The 25,054-nt window shown below is 67.1% G+C and carries 23 protein-coding genes, 1 tRNA gene and 1 pseudogene; 18 read left to right on the top strand and 7 right to left on the bottom strand.

Going from position 1 to position 25,054, the window contains the following annotated elements:
- The first annotated feature begins 3 nt into the window (after positions 1-3).
- The 3 genes from P3102_RS31810 to P3102_RS31800 all read left to right on the top strand — a co-directional run bounded on the left by P3102_RS31810 (position 4) and on the right by P3102_RS31800 (position 3,806).
- The gene (locus P3102_RS31810) at positions 4-996 is read left to right on the top strand and encodes an ABC transporter ATP-binding protein (RefSeq protein WP_276364216.1); all 993 of its coding nucleotides are present in this window, start codon (positions 4-6) and stop codon (positions 994-996) included.
- Complete coding sequence (locus P3102_RS31805) at positions 989-1,987, top strand: dipeptide ABC transporter ATP-binding protein (protein ID WP_276364214.1); 999 nt, start codon at positions 989-991, stop codon at positions 1,985-1,987. The genes P3102_RS31810 and P3102_RS31805 overlap by 8 nt, the downstream gene beginning before the upstream one ends.
- 76 nt (positions 1,988-2,063) lie before the next feature.
- A complete protein-coding gene (locus P3102_RS31800) occupies positions 2,064-3,806 on the top strand; it encodes a S8 family serine peptidase (RefSeq protein WP_276364212.1) in 1,743 nt (580 codons plus the stop codon).
- An 89-nt stretch (positions 3,807-3,895) separates the two neighbouring features.
- Here the strand turns inward: P3102_RS31800 and P3102_RS31795 are convergent, their stop codons facing one another.
- Together P3102_RS31795 and P3102_RS31790 are read right to left on the bottom strand one after the other, a co-directional pair.
- Positions 3,896-4,795 (bottom strand): hypothetical protein, encoded by a 900-nt coding sequence (locus tag P3102_RS31795; protein WP_276364211.1) that lies wholly within the window; start codon positions 4,793-4,795, stop codon positions 3,896-3,898.
- A 195-nt stretch (positions 4,796-4,990) separates the two neighbouring features.
- The gene (locus P3102_RS31790) at positions 4,991-6,490 is read right to left on the bottom strand and encodes a peptidase S10 (protein ID WP_276364209.1); all 1,500 of its coding nucleotides are present in this window, start codon (positions 6,488-6,490) and stop codon (positions 4,991-4,993) included.
- Between the two features lie 28 nt (positions 6,491-6,518).
- On the opposite strand from P3102_RS31790, the gene nfi reads away from it, so the two are divergent.
- The 8 genes from nfi (at position 6,519) to P3102_RS31750 (ending at position 13,754) form a co-directional block, all read left to right on the top strand.
- Entirely contained in the window at positions 6,519-7,199 is a 681-nt protein-coding gene (gene nfi / locus P3102_RS31785) for a deoxyribonuclease V (protein WP_276364208.1), read from the top strand.
- Complete coding sequence (locus tag P3102_RS31780; RefSeq protein ID WP_276364206.1) at positions 7,196-7,888, top strand: uracil-DNA glycosylase; 693 nt, start codon at positions 7,196-7,198, stop codon at positions 7,886-7,888. Before nfi ends, P3102_RS31780 begins: the two co-directional genes overlap by 4 nt.
- Before the next feature lie 84 nt (positions 7,889-7,972).
- Complete coding sequence (locus P3102_RS31775) at positions 7,973-9,301, top strand: NAD(P)/FAD-dependent oxidoreductase (protein WP_276371451.1); 1,329 nt, start codon at positions 7,973-7,975, stop codon at positions 9,299-9,301.
- A gap of 96 nt (positions 9,302-9,397) precedes the next feature.
- Positions 9,398-9,471, top strand: a tRNA-Leu gene (locus P3102_RS31770).
- Between the two features lie 83 nt (positions 9,472-9,554).
- A complete protein-coding gene (locus P3102_RS31765; RefSeq protein ID WP_276364205.1) occupies positions 9,555-10,817 on the top strand; it encodes a sulfite oxidase in 1,263 nt (420 codons plus the stop codon).
- Between the two features lies 1 nt (position 10,818).
- Positions 10,819-11,334: a winged helix-turn-helix domain-containing protein gene (locus tag P3102_RS31760; protein ID WP_276364203.1), complete on the top strand. Its 516-nt coding sequence runs from the start codon at positions 10,819-10,821 to the stop codon at positions 11,332-11,334.
- Positions 11,335-11,411: 77 nt separating this feature from the next.
- Positions 11,412-12,212, top strand: a complete 801-nt coding sequence (locus P3102_RS31755; RefSeq protein ID WP_276364202.1) for an alpha/beta fold hydrolase — start codon at positions 11,412-11,414, stop codon at positions 12,210-12,212.
- A 423-nt stretch (positions 12,213-12,635) separates the two neighbouring features.
- A complete protein-coding gene (locus P3102_RS31750) occupies positions 12,636-13,754 on the top strand; it encodes an acyl-CoA dehydrogenase family protein (protein WP_276364200.1) in 1,119 nt (372 codons plus the stop codon).
- Between the two features lie 105 nt (positions 13,755-13,859).
- Here P3102_RS31750 and P3102_RS31745 read toward each other — a convergent pair whose 3' ends face one another.
- The gene (locus P3102_RS31745; RefSeq protein WP_276364199.1) at positions 13,860-14,306 is read right to left on the bottom strand and encodes a MerR family DNA-binding protein; all 447 of its coding nucleotides are present in this window, start codon (positions 14,304-14,306) and stop codon (positions 13,860-13,862) included.
- Positions 14,307-14,435: 129 nt separating this feature from the next.
- Between P3102_RS31745 and P3102_RS31740 the strand changes: the two genes are divergently transcribed.
- Together P3102_RS31740 and P3102_RS31735 are read left to right on the top strand one after the other, a co-directional pair.
- Positions 14,436-15,233 (top strand): TIGR03084 family metal-binding protein, encoded by a 798-nt coding sequence (locus P3102_RS31740; protein ID WP_276364197.1) that lies wholly within the window; start codon positions 14,436-14,438, stop codon positions 15,231-15,233.
- 97 nt (positions 15,234-15,330) lie between these two features.
- Entirely contained in the window at positions 15,331-15,972 is a 642-nt protein-coding gene (locus tag P3102_RS31735) for a histidine phosphatase family protein (RefSeq protein WP_276364196.1), read from the top strand.
- On the opposite strand, the gene P3102_RS31730 is transcribed toward P3102_RS31735, so the two are convergent.
- The 3 genes from P3102_RS31730 to P3102_RS31720 all read right to left on the bottom strand — a co-directional run bounded on the left by P3102_RS31730 (position 15,969) and on the right by P3102_RS31720 (position 20,373).
- Positions 15,969-17,174 carry a cytochrome P450 gene (locus P3102_RS31730; protein ID WP_276364194.1) on the bottom strand — a complete coding sequence of 402 codons (1,206 nt, stop codon included), beginning with the start codon at positions 17,172-17,174 and terminating at the stop codon, positions 15,969-15,971. The genes P3102_RS31735 and P3102_RS31730 overlap by 4 nt on opposite strands.
- Before the next feature lie 37 nt (positions 17,175-17,211).
- The gene (locus P3102_RS31725) at positions 17,212-17,916 is read right to left on the bottom strand and encodes a TetR/AcrR family transcriptional regulator (RefSeq protein ID WP_276364193.1); all 705 of its coding nucleotides are present in this window, start codon (positions 17,914-17,916) and stop codon (positions 17,212-17,214) included.
- A gap of 1,215 nt (positions 17,917-19,131) precedes the next feature.
- Entirely contained in the window at positions 19,132-20,373 is a 1,242-nt protein-coding gene (locus P3102_RS31720) for a glycoside hydrolase family 3 N-terminal domain-containing protein (protein WP_276364191.1), read from the bottom strand.
- Between the two features lie 265 nt (positions 20,374-20,638).
- On the opposite strand from P3102_RS31720, the gene P3102_RS31715 reads away from it, so the two are divergent.
- From P3102_RS31715 to P3102_RS31705, 3 genes are read left to right on the top strand one after another with little or no spacing between them, the layout of a single operon-like run.
- Positions 20,639-20,989 carry a metalloregulator ArsR/SmtB family transcription factor gene (locus P3102_RS31715; RefSeq protein WP_276364190.1) on the top strand — a complete coding sequence of 117 codons (351 nt, stop codon included), beginning with the start codon at positions 20,639-20,641 and terminating at the stop codon, positions 20,987-20,989.
- Positions 20,990-21,018: 29 nt separating this feature from the next.
- Positions 21,019-21,513 carry an SRPBCC family protein gene (locus P3102_RS31710; RefSeq protein WP_276364188.1) on the top strand — a complete coding sequence of 165 codons (495 nt, stop codon included), beginning with the start codon at positions 21,019-21,021 and terminating at the stop codon, positions 21,511-21,513.
- Entirely contained in the window at positions 21,510-22,085 is a 576-nt protein-coding gene (locus P3102_RS31705; RefSeq protein ID WP_276364186.1) for a TIGR03086 family metal-binding protein, read from the top strand. The genes P3102_RS31710 and P3102_RS31705 overlap by 4 nt, the downstream gene beginning before the upstream one ends.
- Positions 22,086-22,091: 6 nt before the next feature.
- On the opposite strand, the gene P3102_RS31700 is transcribed toward P3102_RS31705, so the two are convergent.
- Complete coding sequence (locus tag P3102_RS31700; RefSeq protein WP_276364185.1) at positions 22,092-22,505, bottom strand: MerR family transcriptional regulator; 414 nt, start codon at positions 22,503-22,505, stop codon at positions 22,092-22,094.
- Positions 22,506-22,548: 43 nt separating this feature from the next.
- On the opposite strand from P3102_RS31700, the gene P3102_RS31695 reads away from it, so the two are divergent.
- Together P3102_RS31695 and P3102_RS31690 are read left to right on the top strand one after the other, a co-directional pair.
- Positions 22,549-23,667: an alkene reductase gene (locus tag P3102_RS31695; RefSeq protein ID WP_276364183.1), complete on the top strand. Its 1,119-nt coding sequence runs from the start codon at positions 22,549-22,551 to the stop codon at positions 23,665-23,667.
- 28 nt (positions 23,668-23,695) lie between these two features.
- Positions 23,696-25,022, top strand: a pseudogene (locus P3102_RS31690) (amidase family protein).
- Positions 25,023-25,054: the final 32 nt, after the last annotated feature.

Genomic DNA, 25,054 nt, shown 5'->3' with positions numbered 1-25,054 from the left:
GCTGTGACCGACGAATTGCTGCTAGAGGTGGAAGACCTCCACGTCGAGTTCCGCACGTCCGACGGGGTCGCGACCGTGCTCAACGGCGTCGACTACTCCGTGCACGCCGGGGAGACCCTCGCCGTGCTGGGGGAATCGGGTTCGGGCAAGAGTGTGACCGCGCAGACGGTGATGGGCATCCTCGACAGCCCGCCCGCCGTCGTCACCGGCGGCGCCGTCCGCTATCGCGGTGAGGATCTGCTCACGGCCACCGAAGAGCGGCGGCGCGCAGTCCGGGGCGGGGAGATCGCGATGATCTTCCAGGACGCGCTTTCGGCGCTGAATCCCGTCTTCACCGTGGGATTCCAGATCGAGGAGCAGCTGCGGGTCCGGCTCGGGATGTCCAAAAAGGACGCACGCAAGCGGGCGATCGAACTGCTCGACACCGTGCGCATCCCCGCCGCCGCCCGCCGGGTCCGCGAGTACCCGCACCAGTTCTCGGGCGGGATGCGGCAGCGCGCGATGATCGCCATGTCACTCGCGCTCGACCCCGATCTCCTGATCGCGGACGAGCCGACGACCGCGCTCGACGTCACCGTGCAGGCCCAGATCATGGATCTGCTGGCGGAGATCCAGGCCGAACGGCGGATGGGGCTGATCCTCATCACGCACGATCTCGCGGTGGTCGCCGAGGTCGCCGACCGGATCGCCGTGATGTACGCGGGCCGGATCGTCGAACAGGCGGGCGTCGCCGAATTGTTCCGTTCGCCGGGGCATCCCTACACCGAGGCGCTGATGGCCTCGCTGCCGCGGCTCGACCTCAAAGGACAGACGCTGGAGACCATCAAGGGCCTGCCGCCGAGCCTGCTGAACGTCCCGCCCGGTTGCCCGTTCCACCCGCGCTGCCCGCGGGCGGAGAGCCGATGCGAGACCGAACGGCCCGCCCTGCACGACCTCGGCTTCGGCAGGGTCAGTGCCTGCCACTTCGCCGGCGAGGTGGTGAGCGGCCGTGTCTGAACCCATTCTGCGGGTCGAAAACCTGGTGAAGTACTTCCCGGTGCGGGCCGGAGTCCTCTTCAAACGCACCATCGGGCAGGTGAAGGCCGTCGATGGCGTCTCTTTCGACTTGATGCCGGGGGAAACGCTGGGTGTCGTGGGCGAATCCGGCTGTGGCAAGTCCACGCTGGCCCAGGTGCTGATGCGGCTGGAGGAACCCACGGGCGGGCTCGCGACCTTCGAGGGCCGTGACATCTTCGCGTTACGGGGAGCCGAACTGAGAAGGCTGCGGCGCGAGATCCAGATCGTGCTGCAGGACCCGTACACCTCGTTGAATCCGAGGATGACGGTCGGCGACATCATCGGCGAACCCTTCGAGATCCACACCGAGGTGGCGCCGAAGGGGTCGCGGGCGGCGAAGGTGCGTGAGCTGCTCGACGTCGTCGGGCTGAATCCCGAGCACATCAACCGGTATCCGCACCAGTTCTCCGGTGGCCAGCGTCAGCGCATCGGGATCGCGCGGGCACTGGCGTTGCGGCCGAAGGTGATCATCTGCGATGAGCCGGTCTCCGCGCTGGACGTTTCGATCCAGGCGCAGGTGATGAACCTGCTCGGTGAACTGCAGAAGGAATTCGGCCTTTCCTATGTGTTCATCGCACACGATCTTTCGGTTGTCCGTCACCTTTCCACGCGCGTGGCGGTGATGTATCTCGGCAAGATCGTGGAAATGGGGACCGAAGAGGAGATCTACGAGCACCCGTCACATCCCTACACGCAGGCGTTGCTGTCCGCGGTGCCGGTCGCGGACCCGGCATTGCGCGGGCAACGGCAGGTGATCCGCCTGGAAGGCGACGTGCCGAGCCCGCTGGATCCGCCGTCGGGCTGCCGGTTCCGCACGCGGTGCTGGAAGGCGCGGGACATTTGCGCCGATCAGGAACCCGAATTGATCACGCGGTCCGGCGGGCATTTGTCGGCCTGTCATTTCGCGGAGGAGAAAACGGTCGTCCCCTGACTTTCGTAGGGACTTCGTTGATAAGAAGAGGTCGCTGACGTAGCTTGCACGAACAGCTTTCTTCAGGAGGCAGGAAGTGAAAAAGCCCAGATCTCTCGTCATCGCGCTGGCGGTACCGCTGTTCGGTGCAATCGTCGCCGCGCCGGTGGCGTCCGCGCAACCACAGCTTTCCGGCGCCACCACGGAATTCTCCGTCCTGGCCCGCGAAGGGCGCGGTGTTGATACATACGATGTCGCTTCGGTGGAGAAGGCGATCCGCGCCGCCGGGGGCACCGTCGTGACGAGCAACGCCGCGGTCGGCCTGATCACCGCGACCGCGCCCGCCAACGGCTTCGCGGAACGCGTCTCCGCGGACCGCTCGGTCTTCGGCGCGGCCAAAGCGAAGCCGATCGGCACCGCGCCGAAGCACGGCAAGGCGAAGGTCAAGCCGAGCGTCGTCGAGAAGGAGGGCCGGGGTGCCGCGGCCCCGTCCGCCAAGAAGCCGGCGCAAGCGCAGGCCGTCGGCATGGACCCGCTCGACGATCAGCTCTGGGGACTCAAGTCCGTCCGTTCGGACCTCGCGCGGACCAAGCAGCCGGGTGACAAGCGGGTGAAGGTCGGCATCATCGACACCGGTGTCGACGCGAGCCATCCCGACATCGCGCCGAACTTCGACTCCGCGGCTTCGCGGAACTTCACCAAGGACATCGTCGCCGACGTCAACGGCACCGTGGTCGACGGGCCGTGTGAATATCGCAGCTGTGTCGACCCGGCGGACCACGACGACAACGGGCACGGCACGCACGTCGCCGGCACGATCGGCGCCGCGGTGAACGGCTTCGGTGTCTCGGGTGTCGCGCCGAACGTGACGCTGGTGAACATCCGTGCCGGGCAGGACTCGGGCTTCTTCTTCCTGCAGTCGACCGTGGACGCGATCACCTACGCCGGCGACGCCGGTGTGGACGTCGTGAACATGAGCTTCTACACGGACCCCTGGCTGTACAACTGTGCCGCCAACCCCGCGGACACGCCCGCGCAGCAGGCCGAGCAGCGCACCGTCATCGAGGCGACGACCCGCGCGCTGAACTACGCGCACCGCAAGGGCGTCACCCAGGTCGTCTCGCTGGGCAACCAGCACAGCGACCTCGCCGCCCCGCAGCCGGACGCGTCGAGCCCCGGCTACCCGTCGAACAGCACGCACCCGAGGCAGATCGACAACGCGAGCTGTCTCTCGCTGCCCGTCGAAGGCCCGCACACGATCGGCGTCTCGTCCTTCGGTCCTTCGCAGGCGAAGGCGGACTACTCGAACTACGGCGTCGAGCAGATCTCGGTGTCCGCGCCCGGCGGCTATTACCGTGACTACTTCGGCACCCCGTGGCACCGCACGCTCGAGAACCAGATCCTCTCGACGTATCCGCGCAACGTCGGCGTCGCGGAAGGCAACATCGACCAGGCGGGGAACATCACCCCCGAGGGAGTCACCGCCGGCATCAAGAAGGCGACCACCGCCGACGGCCGCGTCGGCTACTACCAGTGGCTGCAGGGCACGTCGATGGCGTCGCCGCACGCGGCGGGCGTCGCGGCGCTCATCGTCTCGCAGTACGGCAAGGGTTCGCGCGACTTCGGCATGAACCCCGACGCTGTGCAGCGGGTCCTCGAAGGCACGGCTTCGGACATCGCCTGCCCGGTGCCGCGGACCGTCGACTACCTGGACGAGGGCCGGGACGCGTCGTTCACCGCGACCTGCACCGGTGACGCTTCGTTCAACGGCTTCTACGGTCACGGTGCCGTGGACGCCTGGTCGGCCGTTACGCGGGGTTCGCAGTACCTGCGAGGCTGATCCCTCGGTTCGAGTCGACGCCATGAAAGGTCCTTTCCTTGCAGATTTTGCAAGGAAAGGACCTTTCATAGCGCGCTCGGGCCTGATTGTCAGGCGGCTCGGTCGGTGCGGACCACAGTGACGTCGGGTCTCGGCCGCTTTGCCGCCGCGTTGGCCGCGGCACGGAGTTCAGCGGCAACCTTGTCCGGTTCGTCGCGAATCCGGGACGGTAAGGTTTGCACGACGACGATCCCAGCGGCCGCGTACCGATTGTTGCGGTGGAGCGTCTTTCGGTACGCATCCCGGCCGAAGTGGTAGGCATACGAATCGAGTTCCCATGCCATGGCGAGCTCATCACACCACGAATCGGGCATGCCGATGTAGTTGCCGAAAGCATCGAAGATCTTGACGTTCCGTTCGGCAGGCGGCAAACCGGCCTTCTTCCAGATCGCCAGCGCCGCTGCTTCAGGGACCGATTTGACATCGTTCGAAAGTTCTCGGAGTATGGCACGAGGAAGCGCCGTTCCTCGCCTGCTTCCGGACTCCAGTTCGACGCTCAGCTCGTCCGCTGTGCAGAGGCCCGCCTCGACGGCTTCGATGAGCAGGGCCCGAACGGGATCGAGGTCCCGAATGCGCCTTACACCATCCAAGATCGCTCGGGCCGGTGCTGCTAGCGGTACACCTTCGAGCACACGACGTTCCGGCAAGGCGATCGTTCTTTCGATGATCGCGAACTTGACGCTTCGCACCTTGCGATGTTGTGGAATGAGCAAATGGACTGTCCCATGGGGGCCGGACTGCCTTAGGCCATATCGTCGCGCGGCCTCGAATCCGGTGACGATCCCCCGGGAATCGGTGAGCATCAACGCGGCTTCCACTCGTTGCCGCGCGGTCGGTTGTTCTTTGGAAAGAAGGACGATGCCTGGCAGCAGGTGGGTCCACCGCCCGCCAGGCTGGCATCTTCGATACGACGTGCTTTGCGTGACTCCTAGTTTCTTCAGGGTCGCCACGCGGATAACGCCGTGCCGACTGTGTTGACGTAGGTGTGAATCCGTGAGCGGAGCTCTTGATAGGTACATGCCGACATGGTGAACGGCAGGTCCGACAAGATCTGATCCTGGAGTGCCATGAAAGGTCCTTTCCTTGCAAAATTCGCAAGGAAAGGACCTTTCATGGCACCAGAAGGCGGGGTTCGCGAAGGAGGGTTACTTCCCCGAGGCGGTCTTGACGAACTTCGCCAGGTCCTTCGCCTGTCGCACCCGCGACTCCTCGTGCACGTACATCATGTGCCCGGCCGGGTAATACGCGGTGTCGATGTTCTCCCGCAGCTCCTCGGGAATCTGCAAGCGTGCCAGCACGTGCTCCGAAGCGAAGTACGGCGTAGCGCCATCGTAGTGACCGAAGGCGACATGCACCCGCAGGTGCGGGTTCGCCCGCATGGCCGAAGCCAGGGAGTCCACAGAGGACACCGAGCGACCCTCGAAGTCGGAGTACGACCAGGCCTTGAAGACGTCCGTCGACAGGACCTCGTACGGCAGGTCGTTCTCGTAGCCGAGTTCGGCGCGGACGTAATGGTTGAGCCCGCCCGTGTAAGCGCCGATGATCCGCGAGATCGACGGGTCGTCGCTCATGTGCTCGCGGCCGCCGTCGGGTTCCCAGGTGGTGAACCGGCCGTCCATCCTGCCGACGACGAGGCCCTTGTCCCGCAGCAGCTCGGTGAAGTAGCGGACGTGCTCGATCCGCAGGTTGACCCGATCCACATAGGACTCGCTCAGCCCGGTCAGGGAGGCGAGTGTCGCCACGGCTTCCGCGCGGTCCTGTGTGGACAGGCGGGCGCCGCGCGCGAGGGCCCACGGGAGTTCTTTGGCCGCGAAGTCCTCGGCGTCGGCGAGGACGTCGTCGAGCGGCCGGTCACCGTGAAGTCCGTGGTAATGCGCGATCGCCGCGTACGTCGGCACGTAGAGCGAGTACGGCAGGTCGTTGCCCTCGGTGAACCGCAGGGTGCCCAGATCCAGCACCGACGAGATCAGCAGGAGCCCGTTCAGGTACATCCCATGACGTTCCTGCAGATGAGCCGCCAGCCCCGCCGCGCGCAACGTGCCGTACGACTCGCCCGCCAGGAACTTCGGCGACAGCCAGCGCTGTTTGCGTGAGACCCACAGCCGGATGACCTCGCCGATGGACTCGATGTCGGCCGTGTACCCGTGGTACTCCTTGGCCACCTCGCCGTCCACGGCGCGTGAATAACCGGTCGACACCGGGTCGATGAACACCAGGTCGCTGTGCGCCAGCAGGGTTTCCTGGTTGTCGGTCAGCCCGTAGGGCGGCGCGACCGGGTCTTCGACGTCACCCGAAAGCACGCGGCGCGGGCCGAGCAGGCCCATGTGCAGCCAGACGCTCGCCGAGCCGGGCCCGCCGTTGAACGCGAACGTGACAGGGCGCGAGCCGGGCTCCGCGTCGTCGAGTGTGTAGGAGGTCACGAACACCTCGGCCTTGGCCTGGTGGCCCTCGGACTTGCCGTCGGTGATGACCTCCTTCCGCAGCACGATCCGCCCGGTCTGGGCCGTGTAGGCGAGCTTCTTGCGCTTGAGCGTCAGCGTGTGCTTCGTGGTGACCAGGTCGTCGGTCGGCTCGACCTTGGTTTCCACCGACGGGGCGTCCTTATCGTCGGTGGCCGTGTTCGAATCGGCATTGGTGTCCGGCATGCCCCCAACTTACTGGCAGTCTGTAGGAGTGGACATCGACACGGCGCATGATCGCCCGAGCACCGCCGGGCAGGCGATCGAGATCCAGGAAACCCTGCGTGGCCTGGTCGATCCCGAGGACCGCTGTCCACAAGAGATCGCCACGGTCACCGGACTCGACGTCGCCTACGACGAGGGCAGCGACCTGATCGCCGCCGCCGCGGTCACCCTCGAAACGTCCGGGTTCCGCGTCGTGGAAAAGCGCACCGTCGTTTCCCGGGTCTCGTTCCCGTACGAACCGGGCCTTTTCGCCTTCCGCGAGCTGCCCCCGCTACTCGACGCCCTCCGCGCGCTCGACCACGCCCCGGACCTCCTGGTCTGCGACGGGCACGGCTTGGCACACCCGCGCCGGTTCGGGCTCGCGTGCCATGTCGGTGTGGTGACCGGCTTGCCGTCCATCGGCGTCGGCAAGACCCGGTTCGTCGGCGAACACGACGAGCCCGGCGCGGAACGCGGCTCGCGGGCACCCTTGCTGGACGACGGTGAAGTCGTCGGCGCGGTCCTGCGCACCCAGAACGGGGTGAAACCCGTTTATGTCTCCGTCGGCCACAAGATCTCGCTGGACAACGCGTGCCGCCAGGTGCTGCGGCTGTGTCCTTCGTTCCGTCAGCCGGAGACGACCCGGCACGCCGACCGTCTCGCCCGTGACGCGTTGAAGGGAGCGTTATGAGGTTCCATTCCCTCGCCGACCTCGACGCCGAGGTCATCGACTGCCGCGCCTGCCCGCGGCTGGTCGCGTGGCGCGAGGAGATCGCCGTGGTCAAACGCGCGGCCTTCGCCGGCGAGACCTACTGGGCCAGGCCGGTACCGGGCTTCGGCCCGCCGGACGCGTCGCTGGCGATCGTCGGCCTCGCGCCTTCGGCACACGGCGCGAACCGGACCGGCCGCATGTTCACCGGTGACCCTTCCGGGGACGTCCTCTTCAAGGCGCTTCACCGGGTCGGGGTCGCTTCGCAGCCGACGTCGACCCATATCGGTGACGGTCTCGAGCTGCGGGGGACCCGGATCGTCTCCCCGGTGAGATGCGCGCCACCGGCCAACAAGCCCACACCTGAGGAAAGGGAAACCTGCCGATCCTGGCTCGCGGCCGAGCTGGCGTTACTGCGGCCGACGCTGAAAGCCGTCGTGGTGCTCGGCGCCTTCGGCTGGCAGGCGCTGCTGCCGGTGCTCGCGGAGGCGGGCTGGCCGGTGCCCGCGCCACGCCCGAAGTTCGGCCACGGAGCCGAAGCGGACCTCGGCGACCTGCGTTTATTCGGCTGTTATCACGTGTCGCAGCGCAATGTCCAGACCGGCCGCCTGACCCTCGACATGGTGTGCGACGTCCTGGCCTCCGCGACCTCGGTGGCCGGCCTGAACTGAATCGGTGCGGAAACCGTGGCGACGCTGGTCACAGCCGGATGGGGTCTCCGAGCGATCTCAGCAGATGGGTGCGACTATAGAAATATGGCTGGTGTTAAGTCGGAACCGACACGGATCCTCGTCCTTGGTGGTGGATACGTCGGGCTCTACACGGCGTACGGGCTCCAGAAGATGCTCCGGGCCAACGAAGCGTCCGTGACGGTCGTTGACCCGCAGCCGCACATGACCTATGCCCCCTTCCTGCCCGAGGCGGCGGCCGGTGCGATCGAACCGCGGCACGTGGTCGTGCCGCTGAGGCGCGTGCTCAAGCGCTGCCACGTGCTCACCGCGCGCGTGACGAAGATCGAACACGAGCGCAAAGCCGTGACGGTCGAGGCCGCAGACGGGCACGTCGAGCAGCTGAACTACGACGTCCTCGTGGTCGCGCTCGGCGCCGTCGCGCGTATCCTGCCGATCCCGGGCCTGGTCGAGGAAGGTATCGCCTTCAAGACCATCGGTGAGGCGATCTACCTGCGCAACCACGTCATGACGAAGCTGGACGAGGCCGCCAGCACGCTCGATCCCGAGCAGCGTAAACGCCTGCTGACCTTCACCGTCGTCGGCGGCGGGTTCGCCGGTATCGAGGCCCTCGCCGAACTCGAGGACATGACCCGCTTCGCGGTGGAGCACTACTACCCGAACCTCAAGGTCGAGGACATCCGCTGGGTGCTCGTCGAGGCGGCCGGGCGGATCCTCCCCGAGGTGCGCGAGACGCTCGGTGTGTACACCGTCGAGCAGCTCGAAAAGCGCGGTATCGAAGTCTATTTGTCGACAGCGGCGAAGTCGTTCGAGAACGGTCACGTCGTGCTCTCGGACGGCACCGAGTTCGACACCGACACGATCATCTGGACCGCCGGTGTGAAGGCGAACCCGGTGCTCGCCGGCTCGGACCTGCCGCTGGACAAGCGCGGCCGCGTCGAGGCCACCGCCGCGATGCAGGTCGTCGGGCACCCCGACGTCTGGACCGCCGGTGACAACGCCGCCGTGCCGGACCTCTCGCGCACCGAGCAGGACCCGACCGCGACCTGCCCGCCGAACGCGCAGCACGCCGTTCGCCAGGCGCGTCTGCTGGCGAAGAACATCATCAAGGTGATCCGCGGCGGCAAGCCGAAGGACTACTACCACAAGAACCTGGGCGCGGTGGCCAGCCTCGGCCTGCACAAGGGTGTCGCCGACGCGCTGAACCTGAAGATCAAGGGCTTCCCGGCCTGGCTCTTCCACCGCGCGTACCACCTCAAGGCGATGCCTACGTGGAACCGCAAGATCCGCATCCTGTTCGACTGGATGCTCGGTGGTCTCTTCCGGCGCGAGGTCATCTCGCTCGGCCAGATCAACAACCCGCGCGAGGAATTCGACCGGCTGTCGAAGTCCTGAGTCCGGAGGTCCGTGAAGGCCTCCTTCCCTGCCTTGAGCGCAGGGAAGGAGGCCTTCACGGCATTCGGGGCCGGGTCATCCCTTAGGCTGTCCCGTGCCCCGGTAGCCCAACTGGCAGAGGCAGTCGACTTAAAATCGACCCAGTGCGGGTTCGATCCCCGTCCGGGGCACGAACGGGATCCCACCGACTCGGGATGTTCCGCTCTGTGGACGTCCTGGTCCGCGCGGACCACGGCTGCCGACAATGACCCGCATGACCGGAACCGGCCCGACCGACGAAGCCACCTACGACCGCGCTCGGCTCACCCAGTGGCGTGCCGGGGAGGCACGGGGTGACGGGATATCGCGCCGTGCGCTGCTGCGGCTGGCGGCCGGTGGGTCACTCGCGCTGACCGCGTTCGGCGCGCTTCCCGCCGGAACGGCGACGGCGGCCTCTCCGATCGTGAAACCCTTGCCGCCGGAGATCTTCGAGATCTACGGCACCAATGCGGAGACACGCTGGGAGGCGTTGAGCGGGCAGGGCTGTCTGACGCCGGTCGAGCGTTTCTTCGTACGAAACCACACCGCCACTCCCTTGATCGACGCCGGCACCTGGCGGCTGAAACTCTTCGGGACCGGGTTGCGCGGCGCGCCGACCGCGGACAGGCCCGTCGAATTCACCTACCGGGACCTGCTGCGGTTGCCTTCGGAGACGATCACTTCCGCGATCGAATGCGCGGGCAACGGACGGAGTTTCTTCACCGCTCAGCAAGGACAGACGGTGTCCGGCACCGCGTGGAAGCTCGGCGCGATCGGGGTCGCGCGCTGGCGCGGTGTCCGGCTTTCCACCGTGCTGGCCAAGGCCGGGTTGACGCGGCACGCGGTGGACGTCCTGCCGGAAGGGCTGGACGCCGATTACGTCACCGGCGGGGTCAATCTGGGGAAGGTGCGCCGTCCGCTGCCGGTCGCGAAGGCGTTGCAAGACGTTTTGCTGGCCTACGAGATGAACGGACGCCCGCTCCCACCGGACCACGGTCATCCGGTGCGGGTCGTCGTGCCGTCTTGGGTCGGGATCTCGTCCATCAAGTGGCTGGGGCGTATCGAAGTTTCGGAAACGCCACTGGTGTCACCGTGGAACACGCAGTACTACCGGCTGCTCGGGCCGGACTATCCGGCCGACGGCACGGTCGTCGCCCGGCAGGTGGTCAAGAGCGCGTTCGAACTGCCCTGGAACGCCGAATTCGCGGCAGGTGGCAGGCAGGTGCTGCGGGGCCGGTCATGGTCGGGCAACGGCCGGATCCGGCGCGTGGAAGTCGACACCGGTGCCGGTTGGCGGCAGGCGAAGTTCGTGGACGCCGCGGCGGATCGGGGCTGGCAACGCTGGGAATTCCCTTGGCGCCCCGCTGTCTCCGGTGCCCATATCCTCCGGGCGCGGGCGACGGACATCACCGGCGCCACCCAGCCGGAGGTCACCCCGCTCAACACCCAGGGTTACCTGTTCGACGCCGTCGTCCGGCATCCGGTCCGGGTGGTGTGAGATGACACAGTCGGTCGCGGCGAGCGGGGATCAGGCCGTCGAACTGACCCTGGCGTTACGGGTGAACACCGACTCCGAGCACGCCGCCGCGATCGCCGCGCGCCTGCTTCGGTCCTTTGAGGACACTGTCGGGGTGACCCTGACGGCACGCACCGTCCAGGTGGACTCCGGCCAGGTCATCGAACTCGCCGGAAGACGGCGACGATTCGGCGAATCCACGCCACCACTGCGCATCGAACCCGGTTCGCGACGAGTGCTGTTGCGCGGCGAGGTGCTGGAGCTCACCAGACTGGAGTTCGACCTGCTGCTGTTCTTGAGCCGGAATCCGGACCGCGTCTTCGACCGGCTCACGCTGATGACGAAGGTGTGGGGGCTGTCCGGCGGTAACGGGCGCACCGTGGACGTCCACGTCCGCAAGATCCGCGGGAAACTCGAACCCGTGCTGACGCCGATCACGACGGTGCGCGGGGTCGGTTACCGGTTCGACGGGGCGAGCCAGGTGCTCATCGCGGACTGATCATCACCGGGGCGAAGCCGGGATGTCAGGCTACGAGCCGTGACTCCGACCTAACGTTCTCGTGCACGGTTCCAACAGTGCCTCGTCCACCTGGGGCCCGCTGCAACGCGAGCTCGCCCCGCTCGGCCACCGCACGCTGGCCGCCGACCTTCCCGGACACGGCTTCGGCGCCGGTTTCCACGGCCGCCTACCAGGCGCCGCAAGACCTCGAAGCGCCGGCCACGACGCCGTCGAACCAGGCGGGTGCCACGTTGGCCGAGGACGTCGAGCAGGTGGTGGACGTCGTGCGCACGGTCGCCGAGCACGGGCCGGTCGTCCTGGTCGGGCACAGCCGTGGCGGGCTCGCGCTCACCGGGGTCGGCAGCGCGGTCCCGGAACTGATCGACCGGATCGTCTACATCTCCGCGTGGTGCTGCGTCGACGCGACAGTGGGCGAGTACATGCAGGGACCCGAGTACGCGAGCAGCGCGCTCAACGACGTCGGCGGGGTCGTGGTCGCCGATCCCGCGGCGCTCGGCGCGCTCCGGACGAACTGGCGCACCGCCGAGCCCGCACTGCTGGCCGCGCTGAAGACCGTGATGCTCGAAGACGGCACCAAGCAGGAGTTCTTCGCCTACCCCGACACTCTTGAGCCGGACGAGAGCCTCGACGTCGGTACCGAACTCGCCGACGCGGCCAAGTGGGGCCGAATCCCGCGCACGTATGTCAGGCTCACCGAGGACCGGTCGATGCCGCTCGCGCTGCAGGACCGCTTCATCAAGGAGGCGGACGCGCTCACCCCGGACAACCCGACCGACGTGCGCTCGCTCGTGAGCAGCCACGTCCGTTTCCTCATCCACCCGAAGGAGGCGGCCGTCGTCCTCGCCAGGCTCGCGTAGCGCCGCGGGTGTTGTTCCGCCGGAGAGCCAGTCCACCAAAGTTTCGCGATCGCGGGATTCGGTGCCAAGTGGTGCTCCGGCGCTTCATCCGCCGGATCGACGCTGCTGGCCGTCGTGGTGGTGGCTTTGCAGGCCGGCTCGCCCGGACCGCCCCGCCGGGGTGTCGCGCGCTCGTGGGCGGAGGCCGGGAGAAAGCCCGCTCGGCAAGCAGTACGGGATCGCCGTGCTGCTCGTGCTGGTCGGAATCGACGGCCTTCGATGATTTCGAAGCCGTCGACGGCGCCGTGGGTTCGACCAAAGACCGCTTCCGGTGAATTCGCGATGGCCGCCTGAACCGGAGTGTGACGGCCGGACCGCAGAAGTTTTCCTTCGTCGTTCTCGGAGTGCTGAGGAGGGCTTCGCGATTCCGGCATGATGCGGTTCATGACGCATCCGTTCGCCCCGCCCGCCCACGAACGCCACTGGATCGAAACCGTCACCGAACTGGCGAGGGACTTCGCGGCGAGTGCCGCCGAGTTCGATGAAACGGCCGAGTTGCCCATCGCCAACCTGCGCGCGTTGCACGCGGCCGGACTCGACAGGGCGACGTTGCCCGCGGAGTTCGGCGGCGAAGACCTCAGCTATCGGACCTACGGCGAGATCGTCCGGATCCTCAGCGCCGCCTGTTCGTCGACGGCGTGCGTCTGGGTGATGCACATCGGTGCCGCCGTCGGGCTGGCGCAGCTGTCCGCTCCCGACGTGGGCCGGTTCTACGCCAGGGAACTCATCGACGGCAAGCGGTTCGCCAACGCGCTGTCGGAACCGAGCGGCGGCAACATGTTCCTGATGCCGCAACAGAACGCCGAGCCCGCCGAGGGCGGACACCGGCTCACCGGTGCCAAGCGATTCGTTTCCGGCTGTGAAGTCGCCGACCATTTCCTGGTGAACGCGCTCGTCGACGGCGTGCCCACGTTCTTCGGTGTATCGCCGGACGAAACGATGACCTTCGTGCCCATCTGGGACACGATGGGACTCCGTGCCAGCCGGAGTCAGCTCGTCTCCTTCGAAGGGACGGTCCTGCGGGGCGACCGCAGGTGCCCGCCCTCGGCCGAGCAACGCCCGAACCACATCGCGGCGGGCCTCGCCTTCTTGTCCTTGGGGATCGCCGACGCGGCGGAGGAGGCTCTGGTCTCCCACTCGCGAAGCCGGGTCATTCCGGCGACCGGGTATCCACTCGCCGAAATGCAATGGCTGCACTTCGAAGTCGCGGACGTCCACACGCGCCTCGAAGCCGCGCGTATGTACTCGCGGAACATGGCGTGGCTGGCGGATGGGAACTCGCCGGAATTCCTGCCCGCGACCATGACGGCGAAGGTGCTCGCGAACGAGATCGCCCGCGACGTCGCCCAGCTGGCGCTGAAGGCGGGCGGCGGTTCGGGCTTCCTGCGCACTTCGCCGATCCAGCGCCTGTTCCGGGACGCGCAGGCAGGCGGGCTGATGGCCTACTCGGTTGAAGTCTGCAAGGACCGGATCGGCAGGACGGTGCTCCTGCCACAGGACTGACCTCGGATGACCGGCCGGGTGACGTCAAGCCCGGCCGGCCCGCCGAAGCGGGTCAGCAGCAGCCGGTGCCGCTACAGTCGCAGTCGCACCAATCGTCGTTACGCATCATCCACCTCCTCTTTCGGGTTCGCGGTCAGGCGGGCACCAGGCGCCGGGAAGCGGATCGGCGCACTTGTCGCCGGACATCCCGGACAGCATGGAAGTGAGCTCGGCGCGCAGTTCGCCGAGCCGCGTCATCTCCGCTTCGATCTCGGCGACATGGCGTTCCAGCATGGTTTCGGCGGGTTCACACGGGCAGACCCCGGTGTCGCGCACGCTCAGCAGGTCACCGATCTCCGTCAGTGTCAGCCCGAGCCGCTGGGTGCCGCGGATGAACCGCAGCCTGTCGATGACGTTCTCGTCGTAGCGCCGATGCGCCCCGGTCGTCCGCGCCGGGGCGGGCAGAAGGCCGATGCGCTCGTAGTAGCGCACGGTGTCCGGCCGCACCCCGGCGCGGGCGGTCACCTGGGACATGGTCAACGCCGTCAGCGCCGTCGTCGCTTCGGTTCGCATGACTCGAGGGTAGAACTTGGACCCGGCTCCAGAATCAAGCTCGAAATTCGACCGGGCTCATCAGGAGAAGACGACGGTTCCGCGCGTCCGCATCATTCGAGAGGGTGGAAACGGCGAGAGGACGGCACGGTGACTGACTTCCGGAACGTGATCAAGGACCTCACCACGGAGGGCGAACAGGTCGACGCCCTGGTGGCCGGCCTGGACGACGCGGGATGGGAACTGCCGACACCCGCGGCGGGCTGGTCGGTCAAACACCAGATCGCCCATCTCTCCTTCATCTTCAAGATCGCCGGGCTGTCCGCGGGCGAGCCGCAGAAGTTCGCCGAAGTCATGGAGAGCTCGATGGCGCGCGGATTCGACGCCGCCGTCAACGCGGCCCTCGACGACTATCTCGGTGACCCCAACGAGGTCCTGCTCAGCCGCTGGCGCGCCGAACGCGACGCCGGCATCAAGGCACTCGCCGCGGTCCCGGCGGACCAGGTCGTACCGTGGCTGGTCAATCCGCTGCCGCCGGCGATCCTCGCCTGCGCCGGGATGATGGAACTGTTCGCCCACGGGCAGGACGTCGCGGACGCGCTGGGCGTGCGTCCGGAGCGGACGGACCGGCTCGCGTACCTCGTCGGCTTCGCCGTCCGGGTGCGGGACTTCGGCTACGAGGCCCGAGGCCTCACCCCGCCGGAGGAGGAGTTCCGGTTCGAGATCACCTCGCCGTCCGGTCGGTTGTGGACGTTCGGACCCGAGGACTCGCGGCAGCGGATCACCGGGAGCGCGGAGGACTTCTGTCTCCTCGTCACGCGGCGCCGTCATCGCGACGACCTCGACCTCCGTGCCGAAGGTGCGCTGGCGGACCACTGGCTGGACATCGCGCAGGCGTACCGCGGCCCCGCGGGCGAGGGACGCGCGCCGGGGCAGTTCGACCGCTGAAACCGCGCCATTTCCGTCGCGATTACGGCATTCTGGAAGTCGCGATCAACTCCGCTCGGTGCGATCGTCGTGGGCACACGGGGTCTAGGAGGCGATCGTGGCAAGGGTGTGGCTGATCAGGCATGGTGAAAGCGAGTCCAACGCGGGTCTTGCCGGCGGGGAACCGGGGGCTTCGGTACTGACCGATCTCGGCAGGCGGCAAGCCGTCGAAATCGCGGATTCGCTGGCCGAACCGCCTCGGTTGATCGTGACGTCGCCGTTCGTACGGGCGCGGCAGACCGCCGAGCCGACGATCGAGCGGTTCCCCGGCGCGGAGCTCGAGGAGTGGCCTGTCCAGGAGTTCACCTTCCTCGGCGAACTCCATGGACAGGTCACCACTACCGCCACCCGTAAGCCGTACACCGAGGCCTACTGGGCTCGGGCCGATCCCCACCACGCGGTGAACGGCGCGGAATCCTTCGCGACCCTCTACGCCCGGACCCAGGACTTCCTGGCGCGGTTGGGAGAACGGGAACCCGGACCGATCGCCGTCTTCACGCACGGCCTTTTCATCCGAGCGGTCATGTGGTCACTGCTGACCGGGATCACCACCCCGGACAGCGAGGCCATGCGCGGGTTCCGGACGTTCGCCGACACCTACCAGGTGCCGAACGGAAACATCACCGAACTGCGGTACACCTCCGGAAAGCGGATCCCGCGAGTGGTGGTGCCACTCGCCTCCCGATTCGCCGGCCGCTAGGGCTTCAGCAACAGCTGGAGTTCGTTCACGCCGGTCATGTTCGGGCTGGGGATGAACGACGGCGGAACGGCCGGATCGGTACGCAGAGCGGGGAACCGGTCCAGCAGGATGGTGAGCGCGGTCTTGCCTTCCAGCCGGGCGAGCGGGGCACCGATGCAGAAATGGATTCCGCGGCCGAAGGCCAGATGCGGGTTGTGCGCCCTTGCCGGATCGAAGGTGCCCGGATCCTTGAACGTGCGCGGATCCCGGTTCGCCGCCGCGACCCAGACAGCGAGCATGCTGTCCGCCGGGACCGTCTTTCCGCCCAGTTCGACCTCGGTCGTCGTGGCGCGGGCGACGAGGGCGAACGGGCTGAGGAAACGCAGCGATTCCTCGATGGTGGCGGGCAACAGCGCCCGGTCTTCTCGGACGCGCCGGTACTCGGCCGGATGGGAATCCAGGCACAGCACCGTGTTTCCGAGCAACATCGTGGTGGTGATGTGCCCGGCGAGCAGCAGCACGTTGGCGAAGTTGACGACCTCGTTCTGCGTGAGTCTCGTGCCGTCCACTTCGGCTTCGACGAGTTTGGTCAGCAGGTCCTCGCGCGGGTTCCGCCGTCGGTCTTCGACGTGTTCGGCAAGGTAGTTCACGAGGTTCTTCAGCTGCTCCGCCGTTTCCTCGGAGGCCTTCTTGTCCGCCTCGGTCTGCTTGATCAGCGATCGCTGCTGACTGTTCCGCAGCATCGTGTCGACCCATTCCTTGAACAGGTTGCGATCGCTCGCCGGGATGCCGAGCAGTTCGGCGATGACGATCACCGGCAGCGGATAAGCCAGATGCGTCACCAGTTCCATCGAGTCCGCGCCGTCGACCGCGTCGAGGAGTTCGTTCGTCAACGCGGCGATCCGCGGTTCGAGATTCGCGACGACTTTCGGTGTGAAGGCGTGACTCACCAGCGTGCGCAGCTTCTTGTGATCCGGCGGGTCCATCTGGAGCAGGTTGCCCTCGACGAACAGGTCCTTGTCCGGTGCGATCTCCTTCGGGATCAGCCGGGCGGTGTCGGAGGAGAACACCTTGGGATCACTCAGGGTCTCCAACGCCTCGGCATGGCCGTGGACATTCCACATGCCCGTCTCGGCGTCGAACCGGACCGGGTCGGCCGGGAATTCGCCTCGAAGCCAGAACTGGCCTTCGTCGACTCCCCAGGTTTCGGCGATCGTGGTCATGGCTTGCCCCCTTCTTCTCGTGGTGGAGGAGCTCGGATCAAGCGGGCTCCCCGGCACCGTCCTTCCGGTAGATCCAGGCGCGATAGGACGAGATCAGCTCCCGGAACGCCTGGATCACTTCGGCCGCGGTGGTGGCCACATCAGCCGTGGACGGTGGCTCCGGCGGCTCGAACGCCGTCCGGATGATGTGCGCGAGAGCGTCGGCCTTCTCGTCGGAGGTGAGGCCGGTGCCGTCGGTGGTGAAGTTGTCCATCAGGTAGAACCCCAGCGCCGAGGCGCGGAGGGAAAAGAGCAGGTTCGGGATGTCGTCGCGCAGCAGGCCCCGGTCGGTCATCGTCTTCAGGTACCGATCGGTCACGACCGTGTCCTGATCCTGCAAGGGATGTTTCTTCAGCCTGCCCAACATCTCGGTGTTGTCGGTGATGAGCGCGCCGAGCAGAGGATTTCGCTGGGTGTACAGGAAAACGGCCCGGTGGAACCGATGCGGGACGACTTCCGCCGGATCTTCTTCCAGCCGATCGAGAATGGCCTCGGCGGCTCGGAGGGATTCACGCAGGAGCAACGCGTGAAAGAGGGTTTCCTTGGTGGGCCAATGCAGGTAGATCGTGCCCTTCCCGATGCCCGCCTGGCTCGCGATGTCCTCGATGGTCACCTTGCGATAGCCCAGCCGCGACAGCAGGACGCCGGCCGCGTCGAGGATGCGGTCGGCGCGGCCGACGGTGCGGTCCGGACGTTCTGCCACGTGCGCTCCCAGTGCCTGACTTTGTGACCAGATTCGTGAAACTGGTCATCCGGTCATTCGACCGTAGCGCCGGTGCAGGGATCCGGCAAGGAAATCGACGAGTTCTGACGCGGATGGCGCAAGAGAATGAGGTTCCAGACGACCGGCGTGGCGTCGATGACGGTCGGAGTGGAGGAGTCGTTGTTCGGTGCCGTGCTCCGCCGAACATGTCCGGCGCCTTCGATCCGGTAGTGCTGGAGTGAGCGACCTGGCCGGCGCCGGACGGTGACATCGGTCCGCGGTGAGTGCTGAATCGGGTTCGGGAAGCAGCCTTTTCGGTCGGACCACGCGGAGAACCAGCACCGCAGCGTCGGCGGGCCCCTTGGCAGGCTTCCCCGGTGTAGGGGATCGTCGCGTCGGCCGTTCCGTGGAAATCGAGGATCGAGCGGGAACGTGCCAGGTGGCTTTCGCCACCTTGTGGATGGAACGCTCGGGGGCCAGGGCGAACGCTGCGCTCCGGCCTGGCATCCGGCAGGTGAGGACGCCGACGAAACCACCGCCGTTCGACTTGCCCGTCGCGTAGATCCGGCGGGAGTCGACACAGTTCCCGCTGGAGCGTGTTCAGCAGATCGCTGGTGAAGAGCACGTCGTCAACGGCCGCGGACTACGGCGCGCCCGTCCATGTGGACTCACCGTCAGTCCCCGGAAATCCTTGCGGGTAGACGAAATTGCGTCATACCCGAAAAACCGGACAGCTCATCTTCATATTTCGACGTCCGTTTATGGCCATGGATCGACGGCACCAGCGGGTACGGCCGCGAGGGCCGGTATCGCGCCGGAACATGCACCGTGTACTCGCGGGCCAGCCCTGGACTTCACCATCCGCAGTGATGTCTCCCCGGCGGCTCCGGTGACAACCGATAGTCCGCACCGGATGATCCATCGCCACTGGCGCGGCTCACGTCACTGGCGCGGCTCACGTCACTGGCGCGGCCGGGGCCATTGGCGCGGCTGACGCTTCTGGCGCGGCGAGGAGGCTGGGTCTGGCAACGGCGGCGGCCGTCAGCGCGAGACGGCGTAGGGACTTGGTGGAACCAGGCGCGCGATCCTCTTTGGTCGAGCGGCAGGGCGGTGCTCAGGGTATCCCTGACACGACCTGGTCAGGATGGTGTTTTCGGGCCGCCTCACATCATCCGCCGGGTGAACCGGCCTGATCGCCCCGTGGACTGGGGTCGATCAGCCGCAGGCGTGTTTCGCCGCCAGCACGCGGACCACTGCCTCGTCGACCCGGGCGGCCGGGAGCTCGCCGGACGCAAGCGCTTGCTCCAACGTTGCCAGCACCGTCCCGACGTTGCCACCGGAAGACCACAACGCCTGATCCGCCCCGGCCTGCAAGGCCTTGAGTACAGCCGTCTGCAACGGGTACTGCGACGTGATCGCCTTCATCGCCCCGAGATCATCCGTGATCACCGGACCGTTGAACGCGTAATCCCTTCGCAGCAACCGATACGCCGGCGCCGACAGGGTCGACGGTATGCCGCCGGTCAGGTCGGGCACATCCAGATGCCCGACCATGACGCCGATCTCGCCGTACTCGCTGATGTCACGGTACGGCACCAGGTCGACCTTGCGAAGCGAAGCCAGTGGCGGTGTCCGCACGAGCCCCTTGTGGGAGTCCCCGCTGGCGTGCCCGTGTCCGGGGAAGTGCTTCAGCACCGGCTGCACTCCGGCATCCCTCAGGCCCTGGGCGAACGCCAGGACGTACTTGCGCGCGACCTCCGGATCCGAGCCGAACGACCGGTCACCGACGATGTCGCGGTCCGGCTGATCGGTGATGTCGGCATCGGGCGCGTAGTCGACGGTGACGCCACGAGCCCGCATCTGCCGTCCTCGCTCGGCCGCCTTCTTCCGCACCTGCTCCGGCGTCAGGGTCGAGGCCATCTTCCGGGCACTGGGCATGGTGCCGTCGAGGGCGTCGATCCGCTGAACACGACCGCCTTCCTCGTCGATCGCCACCGATACCGGGACCTTCGCGGCGCGTTGGACCTCGTCCAGCGCACCGTTCTGCAACAAGGCCGTCTCGTTGCCACCGAGGAAGATCCCCCCGATCTGCTGATCGCGCACCAGCTTCACCGCCGCCTGCGGGTCACCGGCGTTCACGCCGACCACCATCAGCTGGGCCAGCCGCTGCCGGGGGCTCATCCCGGCGGCGACGGCTTCGCAGCCAGGAGCAGGTGCCTGCTCCGCCCTCGGTGACGGCGAGGGCGCGGGCTCACCGGAGGTGGACGGGTTCGAAGTGAGGCTGCTGCTCGGCGGAGGTGTCGTGCCCGCCGGCTGTGCCGATCCGGCCCGGTCGTTCGTCGTACCGCACTGCACGCTGGTGAGGAGAACGGCGGTCGTGCCCAGGATGACGGCCGCCCACCGCTTCGTCGTCTTCGGTCGCCCGGAGTTCATCGGCTCGTTTCGTTCGTCGTCCATGCCGGTGTCGACGGTAACCCCAGTTGCCCTTTCGTACGCGCTCGCGTGTCCTTTGGTGCGAGACCGGCTCGGTCCCACCTCCCTCCTGTTTCGTGTTCTCCCTCTTCAAGCCGGTGTTCGGCCTTGACAACTCGATCTGCTCCGCCGTAGATTACCACATGGTTATGAAACCGCAAGGTTATCCAGCGACGGCTGCTGACGACGCGGATCGTGAGAACCGGAACTCGTGAGAACAGCTCGAACCACAAACGGAAGGCGGGCGACCGTGACACAAGATCTGCTCGATGTCACCTTCGCGGCTCTCGCCGATCCCACCCGCCGCGCGATCCTCGCGCGGCTCGCCCACGGTGAGGCCACGGTGACGGAGTTGGCCGAGCCGTTCGCGATGAGCCAGCCCGCCATTTCCAAGCATCTGAAAGTGCTGGAGCGGGCTGGATTGGTGGCAAGGGGGCGTGATGCGCAGCGTCGCCCTTGCCGGTTGGTGGCTCAACCGCTGAAGAACGCGAACGAGTGGCTCGGCGGTTACCGCCGCTACTGGGACGAAACCTTCTTGCAGCTGGACCTCGTCCTGGACGAAGAAATGAAGCACCCGGAGCGCCGGGAAGAGACCGATTGACCACCGCACGAGCGGAAAGGAACAGCACGATGGGACGCACTCTCAGCGTGACGAAATCCGGCGATCTCGAGATCGTCATGACGAGGTCCTTCGACGCGCCGAGGGCGTTGGTGTTCGACGCGTGGACCAAACCGGAATTGGTGCGCCGCTGGTTCGGCCCGCGCGACTGGGAGGTCGTCGAATGCGAGATCGACCTGCGAGTAGGCGGAAGGTGGCGCTACCGGCTGCGTCACCACGGCGGGACAGAGATGTTGCTGCAGGGTGTCTACCAGGAGATCGACCGTCCGGAAAGGTTCGTCTCCCTGGAGACGAACGAGGATTGCGATGCCTCGGAAGGACAGGCCTTGGCGACGCTGACGTTGGCCGAACATGGCGAGGTCACCACGCTGACCCAGGTCGTGCGGTACGCCTCGAAGCGAGTTCGGGACGCAATGCTCGAATCCGGGATGGAGAGCGGCGTCGGCCAGGGCTTCGACAAGTTGGCCGAGGTCGTCGCCACTCCGGAGAGGGCGGGAACGCGATGAACACCGTCGCGGACCGTTACCGGGTCCGGGCCGACGCCTTCGAGAGCAAAGTCGCCGCCGTCGAAGCCGGGCAGTGGGAGAACAGGTCTCCCGGTGAAGAGTGGACTGCCAAGGATGTCGTCGGGCACATCGTCGACATGCACGGCGCGATGGTGCGTCCCTTCGGACGTGATCTCGGGCCGGCGCCCTCGCTCTCGGACGATCCGCTCGGCGCCTTCCAGGCGGCTCGGGCCGATGTGGAAGCCATCCTCACCGATCCCGCGCTCGCGGCCACGGAGCATGAGACACCGGCAGGGAAGATGACGGCAGAACAGCACATCGACCAGGTCGTGAGTGCCGACATGGTGCTCCACGGCTGGGATTTGGCCCGTGCCACCGGTCAGGACGACACGATCGATCCGGAGGAGGTCGCCCGGATGTGGCCCGGTGCGCAGGCGATCCCCGAACAGATGAGGATCCCCGGCGCTTTCGGGCCCGGCATCGTCGTCTTCGGCCCTGAAGTGAAGGTGCCCGAAGACGCACCCTTGCAGGACAGGCTGCTCGGATTGCTGGGCCGCGACCCGAACGCGTGATCCGGGTCAGACATGGATTCCACGGTGCCGCCGGACGGGCCGGGAAGGAACCGGTACCTCGGCGGTATCGGTCCCCTTGGCCGCGGCCAGGACACGTTCCAGAACCGATAGAGAGGTGGTGAGCAAGGAGATCTGGTTCTGGATCCGAGTCTTGGCGATCTCCAGTTCGCCGGTCATTCCCGGCGAAGGCACCAAATGTGTGTGATCCCCGGAAACACAGGGAAGGAGTTCCGCGATCTTGCCACTGCACAACCCGGCCGAATAGAAGAGTTGGATCTGCAGCACCCTGCCGACGTCGTGTTCGGTGAAGGTGCGGTAGCCGTTGTCGCATCGATTGGGGCGCAGCAGGCCTTCCTTCTCGTAGTACCGCAACGAGCGGACGCTCACCCCGGTCCGCTTCGCCAGTTCGCCGATCCGCATCCATCCACAGTAGCCGCGGAAACCGAGGTTGACCGTGACGCCGGTGTCAGGGTTTAGCTTCGCGTTCACGAAGTTGCTCGAAGCATTCCGCGGCACCACGATCCAGGTGCCGAACCGCATCGCGATGGCCCCGATGACCCGGGGGCGTGCGGACGACGTCACGGGCGTGCCGCATCCACGGACGGCCGAGTACTACGCGCAACGTGCAAGCGCCGGATTGATCGTGAGTGAGGGTATCTGGGTCGACCAGACCGGTAAGAGCGGTCCAGGTATCCCCGGACTCGTGACGGAACGGCAAACCGAGGCATGGCGTGCGGTGACGGACGCCGTGCACGAAGAAGGCGGCCGTATCTTCGCGCAACTTTGGCACGCGGGTCGTGTCAGCCATCCTCGAGTGATGGGCCGGACACCGGTGGCGCCGTCGGCGGTCCGGCAGGCCGGGCGGATCTTCTCCGCCGACGGCTGGACGGACACGGTCGAACCGCGCCCGCTCGGCGAGGAAGAGGTAGGCGAGGTGGTCCAGAGCTTCGCCGCGGCGGCACGCCGGGCCGTCGAGGCGGGATTCGACGGCGTGGAACTCCACGGCGCCAACGGTTACCTCATTCAGGAGTTCCTCGCTCGCAACACCAATCTCAGGGAGGACCGTTACGGCGGTTCGGTCGCCGCCAGGCTCCGGTTCCCGCTCGAGGTGGTGGCGGCCGTGGCCGAGCGGATCGGGGCGGCCAGGGTCGCTCTGCGGATCTCGCCGGGCAACCCGGAGAACGACATCGTGGAAGACGAGGGAAAGGAGGTGTACTCACGACTGCTCGAGGAACTACGCCGGTACGAGCTCGCGTATTTGCACATCATCGACACTCCGGACGTTGTGGCGTTGTCCCACCTGCGGCCACTGTGGCCGGGGGCGCTGGTGGCGAACCTGCGTTCCGAGGAACCCACCTCCCGGGACGAGGGGGAGTCCTTGATCGAATCCGGTCTGGCCGACGTGGTCGCCTTCGGACGGCTGTTCATCGCGAACCCGGACCTGCCCGCCCGGTTCGCTCTCGATGCCCCGCTCGCTCGGGCCGACCACGACGTCTACTACGGCGCCCGGCTCGACGGCTACACCGACTTCCCGGCGTACGAACCGGACTCGGCGAAGTTCGCCTGTTCGGCGTGCAGCTGATCTTCGCCGCCCGCTTTACAGTGCGGGGATGGTCAAGACGGCAGTGGACATCGCGGCGGCTGTGCGCGCCAAGGAACTCGACCCGGTCGAAGTGACGCGAGAGGCGTTGGCCCGGATCGCGGCGGCGGACGGGGTGGTCGGTGCGTTCCGCCGGGTCCGGGCCGAGGAGGCGCTGGCCGAGGCAGCCGCCGTAGCCGAACGCGCGGACCTGGCCGACCTTCTCTTGGCCGGCGTACCAATCGCGGTCAAGGACGTCGCGCCGGTCGAGGGCGAGTACGCCTCTTGGGGGTCGCGCGCGGTTTCGTCGGCGCTATCCACAGAGGACGGTGAGATAGCGCGACGGCTGCGGGCGGCCGGTGCGGTGATCATCGGCCTGACCCGGGTGCCGGAGTTGTGCGTATGGCCGTCGAGCGACGATCCGGACGGAGTGGCGCGTAATCCGCGCAATCCGGCCTACGCCGCGGGTGGTTCGTCGGGTGGCAGCGCCGCGGCCGTCGCGGCCGGGCTGGTACCGATCGCGCACGGCACCGATGGCTTGGGTTCGATCCGGTTGCCGTCCGCTATGTGCGGGCTCGTCGGTCTCAAACCGGGCAGGGGTGTGGGTCCGTGTACCGGGGGAGAACGGCTGGTTCGGCCTGTCCACGCACGGTCCGATGACGACCACCGTGGCCGATGCCGCCGTGCTGATGTCGGTCCTCGCCGAAGAGCCCGGTCTGGCGGATCTCACCGACCCGAAGCCGTCTCGCATCACTCTGTCGACTCAGGTCCCCTTGACGAGGGCGCCGTTGCCGCGCGCGTTCGGCCGAGCCGTCGCACGGGCCGGAGAGCTGTTCCGTGAGGCCGGGCACACCGTCGCGTCCGGCGCGCCCCGGTACAGCGCGGGAGCCGTCGGTGGCCTCTTCGCGCGCTGGGTCGCGGGCCCTGCCGAGCAGGCCGAAGGCTTCGATCTCGGTGCGCTTCAGCCCCGGACGCGCACCCACGTCCGACTGGGGCGTGTGCTGGCCAAGTATGTCCGGGACGGCACCCGAGAGCGCTGGCTGGAGCGTGCCGAGGAATTCTTCGCCGACCACGACGTCCTGGTGACGCCCATGCTGGCGACTCTTCCGCTCAAGGCCCGCAGGTGGCACGAAGCCCGGTGGATCGCCAACGTCTTGCCGTCCGTACGCGTGGCGGGGTTCGCGGGCTTTTGGAATCTCGCGGGCTACCCGGCGATGTCGGTGCCGGTCGGCGTGCACCCTTCGGGCATCCCGGCCTGCGTCCAGCTCGTCGCCTCGCCCGGTGGGGAAGCACTTCTTCTCGGCCTTGCCGCCCAGCTCGAAGCGGCCAACCCCTGGCCTCGCACCACCGCCTCCTGACGGCGTCCGAAAAGCGAGCAAGGGACCTTTGC

This window comes from Amycolatopsis sp. QT-25, from assembly GCF_029369745.1.
In the GTDB taxonomy this organism is placed as follows: Bacteria; Actinomycetota; Actinomycetes; order Mycobacteriales; family Pseudonocardiaceae; genus Amycolatopsis.
Note: the sequence above shows the minus strand (reverse complement) of the source record. Positions and strands in the feature narration are given on the sequence as shown.